This is a genomic window from Micavibrio sp. TMED2 (assembly GCA_002168225.1).
Classification (GTDB): Bacteria; Pseudomonadota; Alphaproteobacteria; order TMED2; family TMED2; genus TMED2.
In genome coordinates this window covers 1,152,007-1,173,442 of sequence record NHBH01000001.1, presented here as the reverse complement: position 1 = coordinate 1,173,442, position 21,436 = coordinate 1,152,007, and the positions used below count along the sequence as shown (strand labels likewise).

The window sequence follows — 21,436 nt, the reverse complement described above, 5'->3', positions numbered from 1 at the left end:
CTATAGCCCCAGTTTTCTACCTGCCGTACGGATTTTGTTGCCGGTCTGGTTCAGCAATTCCTTAGCGATGAAGACATTGGTCTCGTCATCGGCCCCAAGGCCCATATAGCGCAGGTAGAAGGCATAGCCGACAGCTGCAACATGGGTTGCCCGCTCACCGAGGCTGCGCTTGCCTTCCGGGCCGCTCGGCAATTTTATGGCTTTGGGCTCCGCAGTCATCGGCTCGGGCATCCTGATAGGTCATGATTGCTGACTGAGGCGATTGAGCACCTGCAGCATGAAAGCGGCAAGCATTGGCGCGACATGAGGGTGTGCAAAACCGCTCACGCTGGTATATGAGCCGTAACAGAACAGCTTGTCCCTCCTCCAACACTGCCCGCCCGATCATGACCCATGTGCTGACCCTTGTTGCCGGTGCCGCAAACGGCCCGCTTACCGATGACCAGATTGCCAAGGCACGGAATGCCGTCGCGGCGCACGGCGTTGCAACCGGTGATCTCGTCTGGCTCGCTGATGATCTTGCCTGTGACCTGATGATCGGCGATTGCGATGAGGAACAGATTGATGCGGTAGTAACCTCGGCACTTGCCGATCATGCCATCGACAGCTTCGTGCAGCCGGTTGCCGGGCGGCGCAAGCAACTGCTGCTGGCCGATATGGACAGCACGATCATTGCCGAGGAAAGCCTCGATGAACTGGCAGGCTATGTCGGGATCAAGGATAAGATCGCGGCGATCACCGCCCGCGCCATGGCTGGTGAACTGGATTTCGAGGCCGCGATTACCGAACGAGTCGGGCTGCTGAAAGACCTGCCAGTCAGCGCCATCGAGGAAGCGGTCGCCGCCATGACCATCAATCCGGGTGCTGCAGAGCTGGTTGCCACCATGCGGGCTAATGGCGCGACCTGTATGCTCGTCTCCGGCGGGTTCGAACACTTCACCGGCGCGGTATCGGTCAAGCTCGGCTTCAACGGCCATCAGGGCAACCGGCTGGAAATTGCCGATGACAAGATGACCGGCCGCATTGACGGTCCGATCCGCGACCAGCATGCCAAGCTGAAGACCCTGAACGAGACGGCCCGTTCCCTGAAACTGTCACTGGAGCAGACCATGACTGTCGGTGACGGCGCCAATGACGTGCCCATGCTCTTGGCCGCCGGTTCCGGCGTCGCCTATTACGGCAAACCGATCGCACGGGAGTCGGCCCGGTTCCGCATCCAGCACAGCGACCTGAGTGCCCTGCTCTATCTTCAGGGCTACAAGCAAACCGAGTTCAGGGCTGGCTAACAGAAAAACGGCCCGGAAATTTCCGGGCCGTTTTTGCATTTGATCGGGCTGGTAATCAGCTTTTATCTATATCGACCGCGATGAAACGGAGATCGCCTTCGCGCTCGACCAGCATCAGCACTTTGCCGCGGCCCTTGTCCTTGGCCTCACGGACCATGTCGGCAACGTCTTCCGGTGTGGAAACCGGCTGCTGGTTGACCTCAACCACCACATCGCCATTGCGCAGGTCCTTATCTGCCGCCGGACCGTTATCGTCAATCGCGGTGATAACGACACCTTCGGTTTCCTCGGCAATATCGAAGCGGTCACGCAAGCGTGGTGAAATCGCGCTCAATGTCAGGCCGAGGCTGTTCAGTTCATCTGCCTCACCGGTTGTTGCGCCATTCTCATTGGTATCACTGCTGCCGGTGCTGACATCGAGCAGACCGGCTTCCTCAGCCGCTTCAAGCTCACCGAGTTCGGCAGACAGCTTCACTTCCTTGCCATCGCGCCAAACAACCACAGGCACCTGCTTGTTGATGCGCGTCTCGGCAACGATCCGTGGCAGGCGACGCATATCCTCAACGTCCTTGCCATCGAATTCGAGGATGATATCGCCCTGTTCAATCTTGGCATCTTCTGCCGGACCGTCAGGAGTTACCTGGGCCACAAGGGCACCACGGGCCTGATCGAGGCCGAGGCTCTCGGCAATATCCTCTGTCACCTGCTGGATGCGTACACCTAGCCAGCCACGACGGGTACGACCGTACTCGATCAGTTGCTCAACCACCGGTGCAGCGAGATTGGCCGGGATAGCAAAGCCGATACCGACCGAGCCACCGGAGGGCGAGAAGATCGCCGTATTGATACCAATTACATCGCCGTCAATGTTGAACATCGGGCCACCGGAGTTACCCCGGTTGATCGAGGCATCGGTCTGCAGGAAATCGTCATAGGGGCCGGCATTGATGTCACGGGCCCGGGCAGAGATGATCCCCGCCGTCACCGTACCACCGAGGCCAAACGGGTTACCGATGGCCAGAACCCAGTCCCCGACCCGCATGACATCGCTATCGCCGAAATCAACGGCGACGAGATCATGCTTATCCGGGTCGATCTTAAGAACCGCGAGGTCGGTTTTGGGGTCTCGGCCAACCAGCTCTGCATCAATCCGGGTATCGTCAGCGAAGATCACATGGATTTCTTCGGCATCAGCAATAACGTGGTTGTTGGTGACCACATAGCCTTCCTCGGCATCAATCACGAAACCGGAGCCAAGTGAAGTGGCCTGCCGTGAGCGCGGACCGCGCTGCCCCTGCTGGCGATCAAAGAAGTCGCGGAAGAACTCCTCGAACGGCGAACCGGGCGGCATGTCGGGCATGTTCGGCAGCGCCGGGCGCTCGACACCGTTCACGGTCTGGGTCGTGGAAATATTGACCACGGACGGGAGCAGTCTTTCAGCCAGATCGGCGAAGCTCTCCGGGGCTGCACGGGCCGCCGCCGGTCGGGTGAAATCGGGCGCGGTACCGATGAAGCCGATCACCATGGCTGAGGCTATTACGAAGGCAAGGGTTGAACGTGTCCTCTTAGAACCTGTTTCGGTCAAACCGGTCTTGGGGCAACGACACAGAAATCCAAATGTCATTATGGTTCCTCGAATTTTACTGTCGGATCATCACGGGGTGAGATCATCGTTAGTAGATATAGACGCTATCATGGGGAAAACCACGGAGATACGTCTAAATTGACGATCAGCTTTTCGCGAGCGGTGATCGTCGCGATTATTGTCCGGGGAATATCGGGGCAATTTTAGGGCAGCGATCCGCCGATTTGATGGCCGAACCGGCAAACCCGGTCATTCCGGGCAATGTGCAGGGGTGTCAAACTGGCGCAGCCCGTTTTTGGCAGCACAAAACCTAGCCGCCAAGACTGGCAAACCAGACCACTGCGGCCCCGAGCGTCACCGCAATCAGCCCCATGAGCCGGAGCGCTTCCGGCGGCAAGCCCTGAATCTGGCGCATGGTTTCCTTCATGCCTTGCGGGAACAGGGCATAGGCCAAGCCTTCCAGCACCAGAACCAGCCCAAGGGCGATGATCAATGTGTCAGCGCCCATGGAGGTTCCTTCTTACTGATCCGCCTTCGGCAGGCCGGGCAGACCACCATCAATGCTGCCAAAGAACTTGAAGAAGTCGCTGTCGGGAGACAGCAGCAGCGTGGTGTTGTCATCAGCCAGTGCCCGACGATAAGCCTCGAGGCTGCGATAGAAGGCATAGAAATCGGCATCCTGATTGAAGGCATCAGCATAGATTTTAATTGCCGTCTGATCGCCCTCACCGCGAATGATCTCGGCGTCACGCTGGGCTTCCGCCGCGATGACCGTCACCTCACGATCGGCACGGGAACGGATCTGCTGGGCCTGTTCATCACCCTGCGCACGGAATTCGGCGGCTTCACGTTCCCGCTCGGACTGCATGCGCTGATAGATGGAATCGCTGGTCTCATCCGGCAGGTCGGCACGACGAATGCGGACATCGATAATCTGGATGCCGAGATCGGTTGCCTCTTCCTGCACTTTCGAGCGGATGGTCTGCATCAGATCCACACGCTTGTCTGACAACAGATCAACCAGCGTCGTGTTACCGAGCGTGCTCCGCAGCGCGGCGTTGACGAAGTTGTTCAGGCGTTGCTGCGCCTGGGTTTCAAAGGTAACCGCCTGGAAGAAGGTCAGCGGGTCTTCGATCCGGTAGCGCGCAAAGGTATCGATCAGCAGACGCTTCTGATCAGCCAGCAGGACCGGCTCAACCGGCGGATCGAGATCAAGGATACGGTCTTCGTAATAGACCACGTTCTGCACAAACGGGATCTTAAAGTGCAGACCGGGGTCTTTCACCTGACGCTTGAACTCACCGAACTGCAGGACCAGTGCCTGTTCACGTTCGCTGACGGTGAAAGCGGACAGATAACCGACCGCTGCCAGAATGATAAGGAGGACGCCGAAACCACCGGCAAGTTTGCTGTTCATGGTTCTGGTTCCTTAATTACCGTTGCGGGACTGGTTGCTGCCGCGGGTCAGCTGATCGAGTGGCAGGTACGGAACCACGCCGCTGCCACCGGCTGCACCACCGGCACCGTTTTCGATGATAATTTTGTTGGCATTGCCCAGAACCTCTTCGAGGGTTTCCAGATAAAGCCGACGCAGGGTCACATCCTTGGCCTCACGATAGGCGGAATATATCTGGCTGAATCGCTGGGCATCACCATTGGCACGGGCAACCGCCTGTTCGCGGTAGGCCTGTGCCTCCTGCAGCACGCGCTCGGCATTACCACGGGCGCGTGGGATAATGTCATTGGCGTAGGCCTCGGCCACGTTGCGCTTGCGCTCACGATCGGCACGGGCGCGTTGGACATCATCGAAGGCATCGATGACGGCAGCCGGTGCTTTCACATCCTGCAACTGAACCGTAGTGATCTCAACACCAGCCTCATACTCTTCCAGCAAGCTCTGGATGATCTCACGGGTTTCCACCTCGATCTCGGTCCGCGCTTCGGTCAGGGCCGGCTGCAGATCGGTACGACCGATCACTTCACGCATGGCGCTTTCGGCCACCCGCTGCACGGTTTCCGCCGGACGACGAATATTGAACAGGAACTTCACCGGATCGGCGATACGCCACTGCACGGCGAAATCGATATCGATGATGTTCTCGTCACCGGTGAGCATCAGGCTCTCTTCCGGCACATCGGTATAGGTACCGGCGCGCTGGGTCCGGGTACTGGCGAAGGTACGCGGCGCAGAACCGGTAGAGCGATAGCCGATCTCCAGCGTGTTGACCCGGGTAACCTTCGGGCGCTCAACGGTCTCGATCGGGGCTGGCAGGTGATAGTGCAGACCGGGTGGGGTTACCCGAACCTGCTCACCGAAGCGCATAACCACGCCCTGCTCATCGGTCTGAACCCGGAAGAAGCCGGTCAGCGCCCAAAGACAGAGCAGTATGATCACAATGACAAAGGCACCGCGTCCGCCGCCGAAGCCGCCGGGCATGGCCTGTTTGAAACGATCCTGTCCTTTACGGAAAATATCTTCCAGATCGGGTGGGGTACCGGGACCGCCGGGAGGTCGGCCACCGCCACCACTGCCGGATGGACGGCCCCACGGGCTGTTGCCGTTACCGCCGCCTTTATTGCCGCCGCCACCGCCGCTGGGTGGGTTGCCCCAGGGACCGCCGGAGCCGCCATCAGAACCGCCGCCTTGATTATTCCATGGCATAACTGGTTGATCCTCTTACTCTTGACCGTTGCGCAAGGTTGCGCTGCCTTGATGCCCCCGCCGTCATCGTATATCCGTCACCCGGACCGTTTCACACGGACCAGCCTGATCTCAACGCTCGGCGACAGGGCATGCAACCGGATGGTTGCTGGTGATTTATAAATAGCCACCAGCACCTATATGGAACCACAGCGCCATAATCAATTGCATGAGCGATGATTTACGCAATATTTCGGGTAGTTTTCCCGATCCAGACCTGTTTTTCCGAAAGATGGCCGCCACCATGTCCCTGACCGCCGAAACCGTGAAAGCCCATCTGGCCACCATCATGGCACCGGACAGCGATCAGCCGATCACGGCGTTTGCTGAACTGGACGGGATTGCCATAACCCCTGATGCTGCGGGCAATGACAGTGGCGAGCGCCAGCAAGTGCAATTCTCCATGATCGTCGATCCGGCGCTGGGGCCACGGCTGGAAAGCATCCGGCAACTGGCCGAGCAGTCGGTCGCCGCCCTGCCCGGCGTCTCGAAAGCAACCGCGATCCTAACCGCACCGAAGAAATCAGCCCAGCCACAGCAGCCGCCTGTCGGGCAGCGCCCGGCCAATCCGGGTGGCGAGATCATCACCCTGCCCGGCGTCAAGCACATCATCGCAGTCGCCAGTGGCAAGGGCGGGGTCGGCAAATCGACCGTTGCCGCCAATCTGGCTGCGAGTTGGGCCGAGCTCGGCTGGTCGGTCGGCCTGATGGATGCCGATATTTACGGTCCCTCGGTGCCCACCATGATGGGCCAGCACGGCAAGCCTGAACTGACCAGCGACAAACGCATCCGCCCGGTCATGGCCAATGGCCTGAAGACCATGTCGATCGGCTACCTGACCGAGCCGGAGAAGGCTCTCGTCTGGCGCGGCCCGATGGTTCAGGGTGCGCTAATGCAGATGCTGCGCGATGTGGATTGGGGCGAGCTGGATGTGCTCGTCATCGACATGCCGCCCGGCACCGGCGACGCCCAGCTGACGCTGGCCCAGAAACTGAAACTGACCGGTGCCATCGTCGTCTCGACCCCGCAGGACCTCGCCCTGATCGATGCCCGACGCGGCATTGCCATGTTCGAGCGGGTCGCCGTGCCCGTGCTCGGCATCATCGAGAACATGAGCGTCTTCACCTGTCCCCATTGCGGCGAGGACAGCCATATCTTTGGCCATGGCGGGGCAGTCGAAGAGGCGAAACAGCGCGGCATCCCCCTGCTCGGCCAGATACCGCTGACCATGAGCCTGCGCGAACAGGCCGATGCGGGTCAGCCGCTCGTGGGACAGAACAATGCTGATCCGGCGGCGAAGGCATTTCTGGATATTGCCGTCGGTATTCGCGACAGCCTGACGGAGCACGGAACCAATGTGCCCAAAGCGCCAACGATCACCTGGCTGTAATCATCAGTATGGCGAATTGCGATAGGCGGCGAGCATCGCCGGGCTGGGCTTGCCCTGCAGCCGAATCATGGCAATCGACGGCGACAAGGTATCTTCAAGATCGCTGATCGCCTTTGCACCGGCCTGCAGATCGGGGTCGCGGAGCAGCTCCAGCACCGCCCCTTTCAACCGACTGATATCGGCAGGTTCGCCATTGGCATCGACCGGCTGTGATGCGCCATTAACCAGATCGCTGGCCGTGGTCAGAGCACCGGCATAGCGATACCATTGCTGAACAAACTCGAAATCGCCCTGATAATAGACCGTGACACCCGGATAATTCAGAGTTGAAAACTCGGTGAAGCCACCAATGGAATTAGGCACGTCACCTGTGCCCGCCGATGGTGGCAGACCGAATTTCCGCACCACATCAAAGACCTTGTCTTCGGGCTCGATTGCCTTGTCCACCGAGACTTGTGGAATATAGACTGGCGCTTTCAGAAACCGGCTGCTCAACAGCGATTCCGAGCGGATGGTAATCTCCCGTAAGGGCATTTCCTCACGACAGGCTGGGGCATTGCCGAAAAATGTCTGCCCCTTGTCCTGCATCAGCGAGGCAAAGATGTTGCGCATGGACATGAACTGCATCTGGCGCTGACAGCCGCCAACCGCAACGAAGGTCAGTTCAACCTGTTTGTTATGCAAACCTACTGTCAGCTCGCCCATACCGATGATGGTAGACTCATAGCCGTAATCCTCGATGAAACGGGCAAACTGGGTCTGATTGAGCCGGATATCCCCCCAGTCACCCGCAGCGGCATGATCATCGCTCAGCGCCCCGACCAGCGGCGTGGTGGCCAGCCGTTCCAGCGCCTCGCCATTCACATTGGCACTGCCCATCGGATTATTGGCGTAATAGAACCAGCCAAAGCCGATCAGAATGAATATCAGTGCCAGCAACAGCCTCATAATCCCGCCCCCTTTGTATTCATTGGCATATTTGCAGGATAAACCGATTTCCGAACCGGGTGGCGGCTTTGCCGTGAGTGGCACTCACTAAAAATCATCCATGACATATCCGCGACGGTATCAGGGTAATGCCCCCCGTAATTCCCCGGTAATGGCAACCGGACTCAGAACTGCCCGAAGTCAAAATCGCGCAGGACCAGCCAATGGATCAGATTGTTGACCGGATAGAGCAGCGCCTCGGCCTGAATGATAAAGCGCAAGCCCCAGGCAGTACCGCTGCCGAGCTGTTCTGCGGTCTGGGTCTCGAAGACACGGTATGGTTCCGTGCCGGTGATATTGCTCGGAATGAAGAAGATGAGCAGTCCGAAAATCAGTACTACTGTGCTAGCGATCAGCACTGCCGGTTTACGCGCCATGCGGCGTCCCAGAAGATAGCCCATGATCTTGGCGATATGAGCGAGCGCACCGAGGATTGAAAAACCCAGTGCAATCGGTGGCACCACGACGCTCTCGGCAGCCTGCCTGCTGATCGCATACCATTCCCCATAGGGCTTGCTGGTCGTTTCCCGGCTAAGATTGTTAGCGATATACACCGACTGAAATTCGAGTAAATCCACATAGATACGGGAGACGACCTCGTCATCTGTCGCCGCCGCATTCAACACCGGCAGTGTCAGGCTGTCTGTCTCATCCGCCAGTAACCCGCGCCGCTGCCAGACCAGTTTCTGCACATCCGCCCGCTGAAAAAACCCGTACCTGTCGAGATCGGCCGGCAAGTCGGGATGGCCAAACAACTGGCGGGAGAAGTTTCTGAACACGGGTTGGGCATCACGCATGATCTTCCCCCGTACCGCCTGCTCAAAGCCCTCATAGTCGTCGAGTTGCCAGTTGTCAGGCACCCTCAACCCCTTTCGGCGCAGTCCCTGACGAACCATGTCCTTGGGCGCGGTGTCATATTTGAAACCGCGACTACCGAGCGAGATATTGTAGTTGATCCATGCCTCACCGGCATGCTGCCGCAGCATCTGAGCCGGTGGGTCAGTCAGCGGCTGTCGGGCCTTCTCGTATTCATTATACAGCGTATCGAGCTGCTCCCGCATATCTGGCCAGCGCTGATTCAGGAACTGCTCCGGCGTTCCCAGACAGGGCAAGGCCACATCACAGGACAGGATCAGGGAACGCTTCAGCGCATTGGGCAGCAATGGCTTCAGATCGGCAACAATAGTCGAATGGCTCAAGGCGAGCGCGGGGAACATCGCCATAAAGGACAGCCCGTCCGGGCTTGCCAGAACCTCATCGGTCAAATCCAGAGACGGTATGGTTATATGCCCGTTACGCAAGAGATCGGTGGTCGTGGTCAGCACCAGCGATGCCTCGAGCTTCCCCCCGCCGCTGGCCATACCGTCGACAACACCGTCAATCACCATTTCCTGTATGCCCCAGACGCAGGCAATAGTGATCATGGTTACAATCAGCACCCGCAGATAGCGACCGATACCGGGACGGTAGCGTTTGATGATATAGCTGATCAGGAACAGGGAGACCGCAATCCCGCTCAGTGTCCGGCCAACATATTCGATACTGTTCAGCCGGTCAGCCTCGATACTGGACCCGGCCAGTTCAAGCAGTTGCGCCGAGAACGCCAGTTCGACAATCAGATAGGCAAGGCTGCACCAGAATAGCCCCGGCAACCGGCGTTTATAGGCCGGGGCGGTACCGCGTCCCAGTTTGTCGAGCAGCCTAGTCAACATTCAGGGTTCCAACCGGTGGAATGGTAAACTCACGGGGTTGGTCATGCCGCTGTACGGGCGACGTTTGCTCCGTTGCCGGGTGCTGCGAATGGGTAGTATCCGGGCGGCGCGGCGGCACTGGTGGTGGCGTGTTGACACGTCCGGCCAGCGGTGTGATCAGGTTGCCCGCCACCCGGTAGCGGATGGCACCGTCAGCAGAGTGAATAATGGCATGATCGGATGGAGCAGTATCAACAAACATTGCCTGCTCACAATCGCCGAGCCGATAGAAGTCAGGCTCAAACCCGCCATAGAGAATAGCGTAGTAATCATGGGCACACCCGGCACTGGCAGTGCTGACGAGCGCAATCTCGGATCCGGTCGGTTGCTTGGGCGCGGCAATCACCACATCCTGCACAGTGTCGCCATTGATGATGAAACTGCCGCGTGCAGGCAGGAATACCTCCAACTGGTTGTCTGGCAGCCGGTAAATCAGGCCGGTACCAACCGATGTCGCAAAACTGCCAACCGGTGGGACATCATAAGGTAGTGGCGTCGTCGCTCGACCGGGCGTACAGGCGACCAGAAACAGGGCCAGCAAGGCAAAAGACAGTTTGAGCATAGGCAGTAACAGGGGGCGTGTTACGAAAACAGTGCCCTATAGTTGCCCGATCTTCCTGTCCGGCGCAAAAAAATACCGCGATCAACCTGCTGGTCAATCGCGGCAATATTTTAAATGGCATCGTCGCTCGGGTCTTTTGGGGCGGGGGATGAGGGACGCGCCTGTTCTTATTTTCACAACTAACCCCTGCCGCTTGAATAAGGTTCCACGCCACAGCAAAAAATTTCACGTATCCTGTTCACCCGGCATGATCGCGCGGAAAATAAAGATCGAAAACACTGGATAACATCATGCTCATTATCATGTCCGGCCTGCCCGGCACCGGCAAGACCACCATCGCACAGGCGCTTTGCCGCCATCTGGTCGAGACCGGTGCAAGTGCCTGCTATCTGCGCATCGATACGATCGAGGCAGCGCTCAGCCGCTGCACGCTCAAGATCAAGCCGGTCGAGGATGCGGGTTATGAGGTCGCCTATGGGGTGGCGGAAGACAATCTGCGGCTGGGGCAATATGTGATCGCCGACAGTGTCAACCCGATCGCACTGACCAGAACCGCTTGGCATGACGTGGCCAAACGGGCCGATGCCCGATCACTCGATATTGTGGTCACCTGTTCCGATCCGGATGAGCACCAGCGCCGGGTGATCGCGCGACATCATGGCGGCCCGGCCATGGTCGGGCATGAACAGCCGGACTGGGCCGATGTCACCACCCGTAAGTATGATGACTGGCAGAGCGAGCATCTGTTGCTCGATACGGCAATCGAGACACCCGATGATTGCATCACCCGGATCATGCACACACTGGGGCCGATCTAGCGACCGGCAGGCTTTGGTGTTTCTGCCGGTTCAGCAGCCGGTGCGGCGGCGGAGACATCGAATGGATGCGGATCACTGCGTCCGGCCGGATAGAGCAGCGCCTCGGTAACCCGTGCAGCCCCGTTTGTTGTCACCTCGGCCCCGCCACGGCGATAGGCGAGCCAATCCTTCTCCAGTACCACGCCGCCAACAACCTTGGGCAGTTTCGGCTCATTACCCACGAGGGCTGTGATAAAGAACTCTTCCGCCACCGGCAGGTCGAGCGCATCAGGGTGGCTTTGCAGATCGGTGTCGGACAGGGTCCGTTTGGCGAGCTTGTTGGTATCGGGGTCGACATAGCTGATCTGCAGCTGTGCCACCGACCGGTTGAGCGTATCCAGCGTCTCACGCATCGCGTCAATCGCCTGCCCAGCCGTGTTGAAGCTGTAGGCGTGCCCCGCCTCGGCATCGTGCTCGACCACCATGGCCCAGCCCTTGTCCTCCGGATTTGGCGCAATGACGACGGCGGCAACCGTTTGCGGGTCCACGGCCATGAAATCGGCGGTATCGGCCTGATTCTGTGCCCATAGGCTCGGCTTGGTGCTGACCATGTTGTGATGTTTGGCAATCGCGGCGAGCGTTGTGGAAACCTCCATGGCGCGATTGGCCGGGGTTTCGATCCGCATCAGCCAGGTATCCTGTTTAGTATCGACCAGACGCAGCAGAAACTCGCGTTTGCCGGGCTCCAGTTGATCAGCCGGGCGCTCATCAAGCGCGATTGACTGCAGTTCGCGCGGCTCGCCATTGACCTCGACCCGCATCCGCCCGTCATTCGCGTCGATATCCAGATCTGCCACCGCATCGAAGTTGGCCGCGTCATTGCCATACAGGGTGGCATTCATCACCTCGTCGGCATCTGCATCGGGCGATGTGAGCATGGCACGATCCAGCTGCTCCGGGATCGGGCCGGGCAGCACCATCATGGCCGGAATGTCGATAACCGTATCCTGCGCACCGCGGACAAAACCGTCATGGAGAACATCGCCCTCGCCGGGCTCGAAATCCTCGGCATCCACCGGATCACCGGCGAAATCATCTTCCTCGTCCCAGATGTCCTCATCATCGAGATCATCTGCGGCGTCGTCATCATATTCATCGGTCATGGCGGCGTACTTTGTATGGGGAGAGTTACGAGCCTGCAAAACTCGTCAAGTAACCGGCCCAAAACTGCGCCGGTTTGATGAAAGCCGGAACCCATAACAGTGGATGCCATGGGGATTTTTTAGACAGCCGTGGATTGAATGCAGTAGAGTGATTCCGGTTATTCACCGCAGCAAAAGCCGCAAAAATCATGGCCAGCCAACAGACACAGCATGACCTGACCGGCCTTGTCAGCTTTACCGACACGGTTTCGGACGCGTTCCGGCAGGGCGTCGTTGATACGCTGAATGCCATGCCTGTCGGGGTTATCGACCTGCTGAAACAGGAAGGCTGGAAGTTCGAGTTCGGCTCCCGGTTTCTGGAAGTGGCGCCGCAGATGGCCGACCGCCATCCGCCGGGACGCCCGCGCGGTGTCACCTATGACAGCGTCGGCGGCATGTCGAACCCGCATATCAAGACCCTCTATACCGCCGAGAATATCTTTCAGCCCTGGGAAGGTCAGTGGCAGAAAAACGAACATGCATTTGGGGATCTTCGCCACGAGATCGGGCACGCTATTGATGCTGCGCTCGACCGGCCATCGGAGAAGGCCGCCTTCCGCAAGGCACACCGCGCCGATGTCCGGGCCATGGATGATCAGACCCTCGACGATTTCAGCTACTACAGCGGCACGAGGGATACCCGCGGTCCGCATGAGGCTTTTGCCGAGACCTTTGCAGCTGCCTTTGGTGGCGGTTGTCACGGGACCGAGGTGGCCGAGGTCATGCCCAGCGCCGCCGGGGTAACGAAGCGTATCGTCGAGAATTTCAAGGCCAACCGTCCGCCGCTGCAGGGTGTGGTCAAAACCATCGGCGAAACCTGTGATGAGCTGATGCACGGCGTCACCCATATGCTCGATGGCTGGCGGCACAAATCCGCCCGACAGGATCAGACCGCATCCAATGATGCTGGGGCAGTTCAAGAAAAACGGCAGATACCGGGGCAGAGGATGTAAGCGATGCCCAACTGGAAGTTCAGACTGCTCCACGCCAGCGAGGATCACTCGATACAGGCAGTGGCAACATCACCCGATATTGCCGAAACCCGGTGTTATTTCCGCTATGATCCGGCAGCAGAGGTGATCCACATCACCCTCGCCCTCGACGATCCCGAGGCGCATATCGACAGCAGGTTCAGCCTGCGCCCAGGCACGGCCATTGCCGATATGTCCTTCGAGGAGTTGAAACAGCAGCGGAGCGGCGTTCTCCGCCTGGCAGGTGACACGGCAGAGCTGATTACGCCACACCATCCTGTTGCCGACCGGCACAACACATCCGAACATCCGCTTTGAATTGGCACTTTCTGACAAACGGCGCACAAAGGCGTGCATGTCATTGTCAGGGAAATTGCCATCATGAAGGTCAGCGCACGCAACCGGAAAGACGTCGCCGCAGCCGCCCAAAATCTGCGCGCCTATCGTGACCTCGCCGAGGAAACCGGTGCCATCGGCACCGGCACGCCGCAACACTACCTGACCGAGGCCCGGCACGCGCTGCAATCAGCCCTGCTGCCGCAGCCCGGTGAGCACAGCAACCTCGCCGCCGCCCGCCGCCAGCGCGATGTCCTGCGCGCCACCGATCTGCTGCGCCGCGTCGCGGTACAGTTGAGCGAGAGCGATCCGCAATCCTTCCGTCAGGCGCAAAAGGCCTGGCTACAGGCACCCAAGGCGCATCCGACGGCGAGCGAGATCATTGATGACCGCATTACGCACTGGGCCAATCAGCGCACCAGCAATTCGCGCGACAATCAGGCATATATCGACAAGCGTTTCATCGATCACGTCAGGATCGCACAGGAGCGGATCACCGCCACCGAACAGACACTGAAAGGCGTTGGCCCGCGCCCGATGACACAGGTTTTGGCGATCGAGGCAGCCGCCCAGCTGCACAGCATCGCTTACGCGCAGGAAGCAAAGCATCCGGGTGCCAGCCTGATTGCCCGCCATCCGGCAGAGGACTTCGACGCCCTGCACAACCGGGGCAAACCAACCCCGCCCGCCGCCGGTGCCGCACCGCGTATCAGCAAACCCTGATTGGTGCTTTCTCGCGTTTGAGCCATAACAAACGCCAGCAAAGCCAAATATGAAGGGAGATGTGACGCCATGCGGGTCTATGCGCGCCATAAAAAAGATGTTGCAACTGCACTGACAAATCTGCGCGACTACCGTGAGATTGCCGAAACCCAGGGCGCGATCCGCCCGAGCAATCCGCTCGCCCGTCTGACCGAGGCCCGTCACGCCCTGCAATCAGCTCTGCTGCCACAACCCGGCGTCCACAACTATCAGGACCCGGCCCGCCGTCAGCGCGATCTGCTGCGCGCGGCTGAGGAAATGACCCGTGCCACCCGCGCCTTTGCCGCCGAGAGCGTCGACGGCCATAACCAGTCGATCGAGATGACCGGTTCAGCCAGCGCACCGAGCCTGACCAGTGCTGCCGCCATCGACGACCGGGTAAAGGCAATCGCGGAAAAGACCACCGCACCGAAAACCGAAAATCAGGCCTTCCTCGACAAGCGACTGGTCGAGCATCTGCGCGATGCCACCATCGCCATCACCCATGTCGAGCGCTCGTACCAGTTGAACGGACCGGGTGCGACGACACAGGCACTGGCCATCGCCGCCGCTGGTCAGATCACCGCCATCGCCTATACGCAGGAAGCAAAGCACGAAGGCGCCAGCCTGCTCGCCCGCCATACCGATGACGAGTTCACCCAGCTGCACAAGACACCAACCCCGGCCCCGGCACCAACCGTATCGCCACGGCCAGCACCCGGTCCGTAAGCATCAGCCAATCAGGCGGCTGCCTTGCTGATATCGGCGATGATGGCTTTGGCGGCAGCGACTTTTTCGTCGGCGGCCATCATCAGTTGGTCGGCGGCAATGACGCTTACATCGCTGATGCCGACAAAGCCGAGCACATGGCGGATATAGGTCGAGGCAAAATCAATGTCGCTGCCCGCCGCGGTGCCACCGGATGCCATGACCACATAGGCACGCTTGCCCTCAAGCAGACCAACCGGCCCGTTCTCGGTGTAGTAGAAGGTCTCGCCAACCCGGCAAATCTGATCCACCCACGCCTTCAATGAAGCCGGAATGCCGAAATTATAGGTCGGCAGGCCAATCACCAGCACATCAGCCGCGCGCAGTTCGGCAATCAGCGCGTCGGAGTCCGTGAGCCGGGTGCGCTGTGCGTCACTGCGTTCGGCAGGATCGGTGTAATTGGCATTGATCCAGTCCTCATCAATAAACCCGATCGGGCTGGCCGCAACATCGCGGGTTTTGACAACCGTATTGCCGGTCGCACCAAGCTGCTCAATGACCGCATCGGTCAGCTGGCGGGTCATGGAAGCTGCGGTGCGTGCACTGGCATCAACGCGCAGGATAGAGGTCGGGGTAGCATCAGACATGGGGTGTTTCTCCTGAAACATAATGATGAAACAGCCGAACCCATCGCATGAGGTCAGGCCGTGTTGATCAGGAGAATGGGCCTGAATCCAATGTGTTGGAAGCCATCAAAACAACGACACAGTGTCAAACAGCACTGAACAATAAAGGCAATTTCCGGGCAGCCGGAACGGCCAACCGCCTGCCCCGTTAGTTATGCGACAGCATGAATAATCAAGAGGGCACCCCAGATCATGACCAACCCGGAAATCACCCCTGACTGCCATATTCAGGTCTCCGGCTTTACCGTCGAGCCACCACAGGCAAATGCCGTGGTGACGGCGGTGCTGGAACAGGTTGATGACTGGATCGCCGATTGCGACGGCTTCATCTCCTCCAACATCCATGTGAGCGAGGATCAGCAACAGGTGCTGAATTATGTCCAGTGGCGCGATGCCGCCGCGTTTCAGGGCTTCCTCAACCATCACAACCAGCCCATCCTGCTGCAGGCAATCCGCGACGCCGGTGCCGAGGACATGCACGCCCAGCATTTCGAGCTGGTCGCCTGCCGCGATGGTAATGGCGGCAATGATAACAAAGGCGACAACGGCAGTACGGCAAACTGAACCGACAGGCTGATAGCACGGGATTTATGGTCACCGGTCTGTATCATGGTGGCGAATATTCACCTCAGATACGCGACCGATACCGATAATCATGACCAACCCGCCGCCGCCCCGCCTCAGTGGTGAGGAAAAGCATATCGTCTTCACCTATAACCGGCTGGCGCACAGGTTCGGTGACGAATGGCAGGATGTCAGCCAGATCGAGGCCGACAACCGCCCCTATGAGATCATACAGGCATGGCGGCACCTGACCGCCCCCGGCGGTATGCTGGAAGGGTTCGAGTTTGAGTATTCGCCACAATGGGAAACCGACCTCTATGACCTGCTGACCGATCAGCCGCCGCCCGGCTCCCTCGTCGCCACTCATGGGCCGGAGCGGATATTCCGGGCATGGCAGACCGAGAGCGAAATCATGCGCGAGCGGTTTATCGAGGGCATCCCGCTCAACTCCCCAAGGCGCTTGAAACTCGTCTTTGACTATATGAACAAACAGCAGAAATCGGTGTATTTCCTGCTGTTCCTTACCCTGCTGGTGCACCGGTTCCTGTATCTCGGTGCCGGGTTCGGGAATTCGTTCTGGTTCTCAACCATTCCGGTATGGCTGGTGTTCCTGCATGAGGTACAGAAACGCCCCTGGCGCGACCGGGCGTCCAGCCAGCGCTTTATCTTCCGAATGCAGGCAACCAGTATCGCAACGATAGCCATCGCCATCGTCACCAGAAGCCTCGGCGACGGGCTGTTGAGCCTGTTTTGACGGCTGGTCAGAAGCCGGGACGTTTGCCGGGGGTGGCAGACGGCTTCGGCTTGTCCGGTTCGGCAAGCGGCTGGCCGGTGGCCTGTTCGACGCTGCGGACGAGGTCCTGCCAGCTTGAGGCCATTTCCTGCACCACCTGCCGCTGGGTGGTGATATCCGGACGGCCCGCATCCTCGGGCTTGGTCGAGGCGTAATTCAGCCGGGCAACATCGAGGTCGAGCACCACCATCCGGTGTACGAGGTCATCAAGCGCCGCCTTGTCCGTCGGCACGTCCGGGCTGGCATCGAGGGTGGCATGCAGCCGACCGGACAGGGTCTGCACCCGGTCCATGGCGGCGACACTCTTGCGCGCCTCGGCCCGTTGTTCGGCACCACCGATCACCAGTTGTTCAGTCAGTGGTTGATTCTGCGGCTCAGCCAGTTTCTGTTCGGCCAGTTGCCGTTCGATCCTGTCGAGCGCGGCCTGTACCCCGCGGCTGTCATAGACGCCGGTATCGACCACCCGGCCCTCGGCACTGCCGCCAAGGGTGAATTTGACGCCGAAGATCTGGCCCTCGGTCTTGGGCCGCTGGGTGATTTCCTGAAAGAACGCGCGGTGCTGTTCCGGCATATCCTCGACCACCTTGCGCGCGGTCTCACTCTCCCGCACCAGCGAGGTAACGACCAGCGCGCCGGTTTCCGCCCCCTCCCCCATGCCCTCATGGCGGCTAAGACCGATGGTCAGGCGGCCCTTGGCGCTACCGGCATGGGGGTCATTGTCGGGATCAAGGGTGGCGTAGTAATCGCCCGCGGCATCAATGCCGAGGGTCAGACGGACCAGTTCATCAGCCAACGCGGGCGGGGCGGCGAGGTTTGCAGCTTCAGCCATGGATCACACAACATACATCGGCCAATCATGGCCGGGGGAGATGAGGTTGCGAAAACAGTTAGACCCCGCCAACGCGAAAACCTGAACCCCAAAACCACCCCTTCAACCCTGTCCTGCATTCCCTGCAGGGCGGGTGTGGCTTCTAGAACCGGGAATAAATTATGCTTGCTTTCTATATGATATTTCTGAAGATAAAACCTCTACATTCAAGTTTTTTTGTTTCAAGAAAGCACTAACAGTAAATTTATTTCTAAGCATAAAAGGAGATGGGCCTATCATAACCTTCTTCAAAGACAATCCAGCAGAAAATTTTATTTTTTTAGCCATTACCATTCCATAATTTTTAGCAAAAAAATCGTACTCAGCCTTATCTTCACCGCCATAAGATGTAACTCTCCACTCACACTCCTCTGCGAAACCCTTATGTTTAACGTATGGTGAAGCCTCAGAAATAATTTTAATTAATGCGCTGGCGACCAGACCCGCCATACTTAAATTATGATTGCCATCATTATGCTTAAAACTATTAGATAGATTAATGACAACGCTCCTAAAAACATCATCAAACTCTTTGTCACCAACTTCTGAATAATAACAACGACCCAAATAAACACCATCGGGAACATCTCCCACAGAGAACCCTAACGCTACTCCCTCTCCATGATTAGCATATGCTCGCCATTGACTCAGGCTATCGGCCTTTTCGGTCAAACTAAAAGAGAAAACATTTGAAAATCCTCGAAAACCCGCCTGATAGAAAAATTGCCTTAAATAATTAGCAGATTTAATTACTTCGTCGTTATTTTCTTGCATACTCCGTAAGGAACCTTGCACAATTTCATTAAAGAACCAGTACTCCCCAGAATCATTCTGGTAGCCTAACTCTGATAACCTTAAACTTTGATCCTTAATAATAGAGATAAATGCATCGTATGTAGTGTAGTGCCACAATATTTCTGGAGGATTAGGCACCTCACGGTTCTTTTGCTGCACAAACGCAGCAAAAGGCTCAATTATCTTTTCTACTACGCGACTCTGCGAGCCTATTTTCACCCCACCTGCTCCATCAGTTCGCGCCATTCGCGTGGGGAGAGGCCGCTGGTTTCCTGGGTGACGGTTTCGCCGGCGATCAGGCGTTTGACCACGGACAGGCCGGTTTTGGAGAGGTTGACCGCGCCTTCGCGGTATTCCTCATAGGCGGCATGGGTGAGCGGCACCCATTTCTGCAGCACATCGGTCATCGCCTCGGCATAGACGCGGATTTCGTACTGGGCGTGGCTGTCGGCCCGCAGACGCAGGAAGTGCATCAGGTTGTGCAGGTCGGTTTTCCAGTACCACTGGGTATAGGTATTCAGCGTCAAGTTCATGCGCGCCAGTTCACGGGCGAGACCGGTGCGGCTCTCGTCGATCACATTGCCTTCCGAATCCTCGTTCAGCAGCTCCTCATAATGGGCATAGGTGCGGTAGGCGTCATCACGCAGGATATCGAGCACGCGCTGGGCCTGTTCACCCTGCAGCACGGCTTCGTCATCGCGGCCCTGACGGTTGGTCAGTGACTGGGCGGCGAGCTGGTCCGGGGCCGGGATATAGAACTCACGGTCGAGGACGGAGTAGCGGGCGGAATACTCGTTCACATTGGCGGTGCGGTGGCGGATCCACTGGCGCGCGATGAAGATCGGCAGCTTGATGTGGAACTTGATCTCGCACATCTCGAACGGGGTCGAGTGCCAGTGACGCAGCAGGTACTTGATCAGACCGGCATCGGTGGAGACCTTCTTGGTGCCCTTGCCGTAGGAAACGCGCGCGGCCTGTACGATCGCGCTGTCATCGCCCATATAGTCGATAACCCGGACAAAGCCGTGATCGAGCAGCGGGATCGGCTCATAGAGGATTTCCTCAAGCGCCGGGACGGTGGCGCGGCGGGTGTCGTAGCGCTGGGCCTTCTGTTCGTCGATTTCCGCGCGCTGCTCCGGGCTGATCCGGTCTCGCTTTTTACCGACTTCAGAATTTGAACGGTCTGAATCTTTTTGCATTTCAAGCGAAACTTCGTGGTTCACGGTCTATATCCTCAATTTTGTGCAGAGAGGAGCAACTTAGAGATGCGCGTACGTTCACAAAACCGCTGTTTTCAACCGTCAACAGCTAAGATATTCATTTCATTCACGCCCTCTTGATAAGAATCAAAACCCCTTGTTTTTAAAACAAAATTCGAATCGCCATGGTTGTGATTCATTTGTGTATAAATGTCATTTTCCAAGTCCGATTCCGAGAAATTGTCCCTGCCCTTTAACAACCGGGCCGAATGACCTATATCTATCCATGCCGGTTTACCGGCTATGGCGCTAAACGCGTTATGGAATAGGCGTTGTGGACCCGGGGGCAGTACCCGGCGCCTCCACCATTTCCGGGATCACTTGGGGCTTGGCTTGATACAGACCTTGAGTGATCCGGGAAATCCGCCGGATCGATGGGTTGCAAAACCCGTCATCGTCGGGCGGTCCGGGATGGGGGCGAAACAGGATCGACACGCGCAGTAAAGATAACGTTTGTTCCCGGTATGGTACCGCCGTTATCGGGCTATATTATAGTTGCAAACGATAATAACGCAGCTCCAGTAGCACTCGCAGCCTAAGGCAGCGCGTAATACTGAAATTTAATTCCCTAGGCTTTGCCGTCTAGGGTGGGGACCGGAGGCCGCCTAGCAACAGAAGGCCTCCACTTCTCTTTCACGCCAGCTTTTACGGTCGCTCAACCAACCGCCTGTCATTCCAGCGAAAGCTGGAATCCAAGCGCTGCTGTCATCGAGATTCCAGCTTTCGCTGGAATGACGTTGAAGATGACACCGGAGATGACGTGAAAAAAGCGACAGCAAGCGATGGGAAAACGCAAAGCGTTGTTGTTTTCGCCCGCGCAATCGTTAATCTGACCTGATAATATCAAGAGTGGCCCGTTAAACGGCCGCCAGTTCTGACAATGGGTAGAATATATGTCGGATACCGACATGCGCTATGACGTACTGGTTGAGGACGCCCTGCGCGGCGTTGTCAGCAAGGTTCTGCAAACCGTGGCCGAGCAGGGCCTCAACGGTGAGCAACACTTCTATATCACCTTCCGCACCGCCGACAGCGGCGTTGAAGTGCCGGAATACCTGCGCAAACGCTACCCCGCCGAAATGACCATCGTGCTCCAGTACCAGTTCTATGGTCTGGAAATCACCGATGAGTACTTCACCGTCACCCTGACTTTCAACAATGTGCCCGAGCGGCTGGTTATCCCGTTTGCCTCGATCACCGTCTTTGCCGATCCATCCGTGAATTTCGCCCTGCAGTTCCAGGGGCTGGATCAGGATGATGACGAGGATGATGATGGAGAAACACCGGAAGCCGGCAGCATCAGCGAAATCGACGGTGACGACACCGACGGCGATGATGGCGACAAGGTCGAGGGTGAAGAGAAGACCGGCGAGGTTGTCTCGCTCGACAATTTCCGCAAGAACCGCTGACCTGCTACAACTGACCTGCCTTAACTGATCCGCCTCAACCGCGCC

23 protein-coding genes and 1 other RNA gene are annotated in these 21,436 nt (G+C 58.0%); 11 read left to right on the top strand and 13 right to left on the bottom strand.

Going from position 1 to position 21,436, the window contains the following annotated elements; genetic code table 11:
• Positions 1–231 carry a hypothetical protein gene (locus CBB62_05640; GenBank protein ID OUT41795.1) on the bottom strand — a complete coding sequence of 77 codons (231 nt, stop codon included), beginning with the start codon at positions 229–231 and terminating at the stop codon, positions 1–3.
• 155 nt (positions 232–386) lie between these two features.
• On the opposite strand from CBB62_05640, the gene CBB62_05635 reads away from it, so the two are divergent.
• Positions 387–1,286 (top strand): phosphoserine phosphatase SerB, encoded by a 900-nt coding sequence (locus tag CBB62_05635; protein OUT41794.1) that lies wholly within the window; start codon positions 387–389, stop codon positions 1,284–1,286.
• A gap of 55 nt (positions 1,287–1,341) precedes the next feature.
• Here CBB62_05635 and CBB62_05630 read toward each other — a convergent pair whose 3' ends face one another.
• The 4 genes from CBB62_05630 to CBB62_05615 all read right to left on the bottom strand — a co-directional run bounded on the left by CBB62_05630 (position 1,342) and on the right by CBB62_05615 (position 5,533).
• The gene (locus tag CBB62_05630; GenBank protein OUT41793.1) at positions 1,342–2,811 is read right to left on the bottom strand and encodes a serine protease; all 1,470 of its coding nucleotides are present in this window, start codon (positions 2,809–2,811) and stop codon (positions 1,342–1,344) included.
• Positions 2,812–3,181: 370 nt separating this feature from the next.
• Positions 3,182–3,379: a hypothetical protein gene (locus tag CBB62_05625; protein OUT41792.1), complete on the bottom strand. Its 198-nt coding sequence runs from the start codon at positions 3,377–3,379 to the stop codon at positions 3,182–3,184.
• 12 nt (positions 3,380–3,391) lie between these two features.
• Positions 3,392–4,288, bottom strand: a complete 897-nt coding sequence (locus tag CBB62_05620) for an HflC protein (GenBank protein OUT41791.1) — start codon at positions 4,286–4,288, stop codon at positions 3,392–3,394.
• A 12-nt stretch (positions 4,289–4,300) separates the two neighbouring features.
• Positions 4,301–5,533 (bottom strand): HflK protein, encoded by a 1,233-nt coding sequence (locus CBB62_05615; GenBank protein OUT41790.1) that lies wholly within the window; start codon positions 5,531–5,533, stop codon positions 4,301–4,303.
• Positions 5,534–5,816: 283 nt separating this feature from the next.
• Here CBB62_05615 and CBB62_05610 point away from each other — a divergent pair, with 283 nt between their 5' ends.
• Positions 5,817–6,962 (top strand): hypothetical protein, encoded by a 1,146-nt coding sequence (locus CBB62_05610; GenBank protein OUT42666.1) that lies wholly within the window; start codon positions 5,817–5,819, stop codon positions 6,960–6,962.
• Between the two features lie 3 nt (positions 6,963–6,965).
• Here the strand turns inward: CBB62_05610 and CBB62_05605 are convergent, their stop codons facing one another.
• The 3 genes from CBB62_05605 to CBB62_05595 form a co-directional block, all read right to left on the bottom strand.
• Positions 6,966–7,910, bottom strand: a complete 945-nt coding sequence (locus tag CBB62_05605) for a hypothetical protein (GenBank protein ID OUT41789.1) — start codon at positions 7,908–7,910, stop codon at positions 6,966–6,968.
• Positions 7,911–8,074: 164 nt separating this feature from the next.
• Positions 8,075–9,661, bottom strand: a complete 1,587-nt coding sequence (locus CBB62_05600) for a hypothetical protein (protein OUT41788.1) — start codon at positions 9,659–9,661, stop codon at positions 8,075–8,077.
• A complete protein-coding gene (locus CBB62_05595) occupies positions 9,651–10,262 on the bottom strand; it encodes a hypothetical protein (GenBank protein ID OUT41787.1) in 612 nt (203 codons plus the stop codon). Before CBB62_05595 ends, CBB62_05600 begins: the two co-directional genes overlap by 11 nt.
• A 290-nt stretch (positions 10,263–10,552) precedes the next feature.
• On the opposite strand from CBB62_05595, the gene CBB62_05590 reads away from it, so the two are divergent.
• A complete protein-coding gene (locus CBB62_05590) occupies positions 10,553–11,080 on the top strand; it encodes a hypothetical protein (protein OUT41786.1) in 528 nt (175 codons plus the stop codon).
• Here the strand turns inward: CBB62_05590 and CBB62_05585 are convergent.
• Positions 11,077–12,222 carry a hypothetical protein gene (locus tag CBB62_05585; GenBank protein ID OUT41785.1) on the bottom strand — a complete coding sequence of 382 codons (1,146 nt, stop codon included), beginning with the start codon at positions 12,220–12,222 and terminating at the stop codon, positions 11,077–11,079. The genes CBB62_05590 and CBB62_05585 overlap by 4 nt on opposite strands.
• A gap of 188 nt (positions 12,223–12,410) precedes the next feature.
• Here CBB62_05585 and CBB62_05580 point away from each other — a divergent pair, with 188 nt between their 5' ends.
• The 4 genes from CBB62_05580 to CBB62_05565 all read left to right on the top strand — a co-directional run bounded on the left by CBB62_05580 (position 12,411) and on the right by CBB62_05565 (position 15,038).
• Positions 12,411–13,214 carry a hypothetical protein gene (locus CBB62_05580; GenBank protein ID OUT41784.1) on the top strand — a complete coding sequence of 268 codons (804 nt, stop codon included), beginning with the start codon at positions 12,411–12,413 and terminating at the stop codon, positions 13,212–13,214.
• 3 nt (positions 13,215–13,217) lie between these two features.
• Positions 13,218–13,550 (top strand): hypothetical protein, encoded by a 333-nt coding sequence (locus CBB62_05575; GenBank protein ID OUT41783.1) that lies wholly within the window; start codon positions 13,218–13,220, stop codon positions 13,548–13,550.
• A gap of 63 nt (positions 13,551–13,613) precedes the next feature.
• Positions 13,614–14,291, top strand: coding sequence for a hypothetical protein (locus CBB62_05570; protein ID OUT41782.1), 678 nt, complete (start codon positions 13,614–13,616; stop codon positions 14,289–14,291).
• A gap of 69 nt (positions 14,292–14,360) precedes the next feature.
• Positions 14,361–15,038, top strand: a complete 678-nt coding sequence (locus CBB62_05565; protein OUT41781.1) for a hypothetical protein — start codon at positions 14,361–14,363, stop codon at positions 15,036–15,038.
• 11 nt (positions 15,039–15,049) lie between these two features.
• Here CBB62_05565 and CBB62_05560 read toward each other — a convergent pair whose 3' ends face one another.
• Complete coding sequence (locus CBB62_05560; protein ID OUT41780.1) at positions 15,050–15,664, bottom strand: FMN-dependent NADH-azoreductase; 615 nt, start codon at positions 15,662–15,664, stop codon at positions 15,050–15,052.
• Between the two features lie 231 nt (positions 15,665–15,895).
• On the opposite strand from CBB62_05560, the gene CBB62_05555 reads away from it, so the two are divergent.
• Both CBB62_05555 and CBB62_05550 read left to right on the top strand, forming a co-directional pair.
• Entirely contained in the window at positions 15,896–16,267 is a 372-nt protein-coding gene (locus tag CBB62_05555) for a hypothetical protein (GenBank protein OUT41779.1), read from the top strand.
• Between the two features lie 91 nt (positions 16,268–16,358).
• Positions 16,359–17,021: a hypothetical protein gene (locus tag CBB62_05550; protein OUT41778.1), complete on the top strand. Its 663-nt coding sequence runs from the start codon at positions 16,359–16,361 to the stop codon at positions 17,019–17,021.
• 7 nt (positions 17,022–17,028) lie between these two features.
• Here the strand turns inward: CBB62_05550 and CBB62_05545 are convergent, their stop codons facing one another.
• The 3 genes from CBB62_05545 to CBB62_05535 form a co-directional block, all read right to left on the bottom strand.
• Positions 17,029–17,889: a hypothetical protein gene (locus CBB62_05545; protein OUT41777.1), complete on the bottom strand. Its 861-nt coding sequence runs from the start codon at positions 17,887–17,889 to the stop codon at positions 17,029–17,031.
• Positions 17,890–18,048: 159 nt separating this feature from the next.
• Positions 18,049–18,969 carry a hypothetical protein gene (locus tag CBB62_05540; protein ID OUT41776.1) on the bottom strand — a complete coding sequence of 307 codons (921 nt, stop codon included), beginning with the start codon at positions 18,967–18,969 and terminating at the stop codon, positions 18,049–18,051.
• Entirely contained in the window at positions 18,939–19,922 is a 984-nt protein-coding gene (locus CBB62_05535; protein OUT41775.1) for a thymidylate synthase (FAD), read from the bottom strand. The genes CBB62_05540 and CBB62_05535 overlap by 31 nt, the downstream gene beginning before the upstream one ends.
• A 248-nt stretch (positions 19,923–20,170) precedes the next feature.
• On the opposite strand from CBB62_05535, the gene ssrA reads away from it, so the two are divergent.
• Positions 20,171–20,609, top strand: a transfer-messenger RNA (tmRNA) gene (ssrA, locus tag CBB62_05530).
• Between the two features lie 266 nt (positions 20,610–20,875).
• Entirely contained in the window at positions 20,876–21,391 is a 516-nt protein-coding gene (locus CBB62_05525) for a hypothetical protein (protein ID OUT41774.1), read from the top strand.
• The last annotated feature ends 45 nt before the right edge of the window (positions 21,392–21,436 follow it).

Coding starts and splice junctions, on each gene's coding strand:
- CBB62_05640 (OUT41795.1), bottom strand. CDS start 231: ATGCCCGAGCCGATGACTGCGGAGCCCAAAGCCATAAAATTGCCGAGC.
- CBB62_05635 (OUT41794.1), top strand. CDS start 387: ATGACCCATGTGCTGACCCTTGTTGCCGGTGCCGCAAACGGCCCGCTT.
- CBB62_05630 (OUT41793.1), bottom strand. CDS start 2,811: ATGGTGATCGGCTTCATCGGTACCGCGCCCGATTTCACCCGACCGGCG.
- CBB62_05625 (OUT41792.1), bottom strand. CDS start 3,379: ATGGGCGCTGACACATTGATCATCGCCCTTGGGCTGGTTCTGGTGCTG.
- CBB62_05620 (OUT41791.1), bottom strand. CDS start 4,288: ATGAACAGCAAACTTGCCGGTGGTTTCGGCGTCCTCCTTATCATTCTG.
- CBB62_05615 (OUT41790.1), bottom strand. CDS start 5,533: ATGCCATGGAATAATCAAGGCGGCGGTTCTGATGGCGGCTCCGGCGGT.
- CBB62_05610 (OUT42666.1), top strand. CDS start 5,817: ATGTCCCTGACCGCCGAAACCGTGAAAGCCCATCTGGCCACCATCATG.
- CBB62_05605 (OUT41789.1), bottom strand. CDS start 7,910: ATGAGGCTGTTGCTGGCACTGATATTCATTCTGATCGGCTTTGGCTGG.
- CBB62_05600 (OUT41788.1), bottom strand. CDS start 9,661: ATGTTGACTAGGCTGCTCGACAAACTGGGACGCGGTACCGCCCCGGCC.
- CBB62_05595 (OUT41787.1), bottom strand. CDS start 10,262: ATGCTCAAACTGTCTTTTGCCTTGCTGGCCCTGTTTCTGGTCGCCTGT.
- CBB62_05590 (OUT41786.1), top strand. CDS start 10,553: ATGCTCATTATCATGTCCGGCCTGCCCGGCACCGGCAAGACCACCATC.
- CBB62_05585 (OUT41785.1), bottom strand. CDS start 12,222: ATGACCGATGAATATGATGACGACGCCGCAGATGATCTCGATGATGAG.
- CBB62_05580 (OUT41784.1), top strand. CDS start 12,411: ATGGCCAGCCAACAGACACAGCATGACCTGACCGGCCTTGTCAGCTTT.
- CBB62_05575 (OUT41783.1), top strand. CDS start 13,218: ATGCCCAACTGGAAGTTCAGACTGCTCCACGCCAGCGAGGATCACTCG.
- CBB62_05570 (OUT41782.1), top strand. CDS start 13,614: ATGAAGGTCAGCGCACGCAACCGGAAAGACGTCGCCGCAGCCGCCCAA.
- CBB62_05565 (OUT41781.1), top strand. CDS start 14,361: ATGCGGGTCTATGCGCGCCATAAAAAAGATGTTGCAACTGCACTGACA.
- CBB62_05560 (OUT41780.1), bottom strand. CDS start 15,664: ATGTCTGATGCTACCCCGACCTCTATCCTGCGCGTTGATGCCAGTGCA.
- CBB62_05555 (OUT41779.1), top strand. CDS start 15,896: ATGACCAACCCGGAAATCACCCCTGACTGCCATATTCAGGTCTCCGGC.
- CBB62_05550 (OUT41778.1), top strand. CDS start 16,359: ATGACCAACCCGCCGCCGCCCCGCCTCAGTGGTGAGGAAAAGCATATC.
- CBB62_05545 (OUT41777.1), bottom strand. CDS start 17,889: ATGGCTGAAGCTGCAAACCTCGCCGCCCCGCCCGCGTTGGCTGATGAA.
- CBB62_05540 (OUT41776.1), bottom strand. CDS start 18,969: ATGGCGCGAACTGATGGAGCAGGTGGGGTGAAAATAGGCTCGCAGAGT.
- CBB62_05535 (OUT41775.1), bottom strand. CDS start 19,922: ATGCAAAAAGATTCAGACCGTTCAAATTCTGAAGTCGGTAAAAAGCGA.
- CBB62_05525 (OUT41774.1), top strand. CDS start 20,876: ATGTCGGATACCGACATGCGCTATGACGTACTGGTTGAGGACGCCCTG.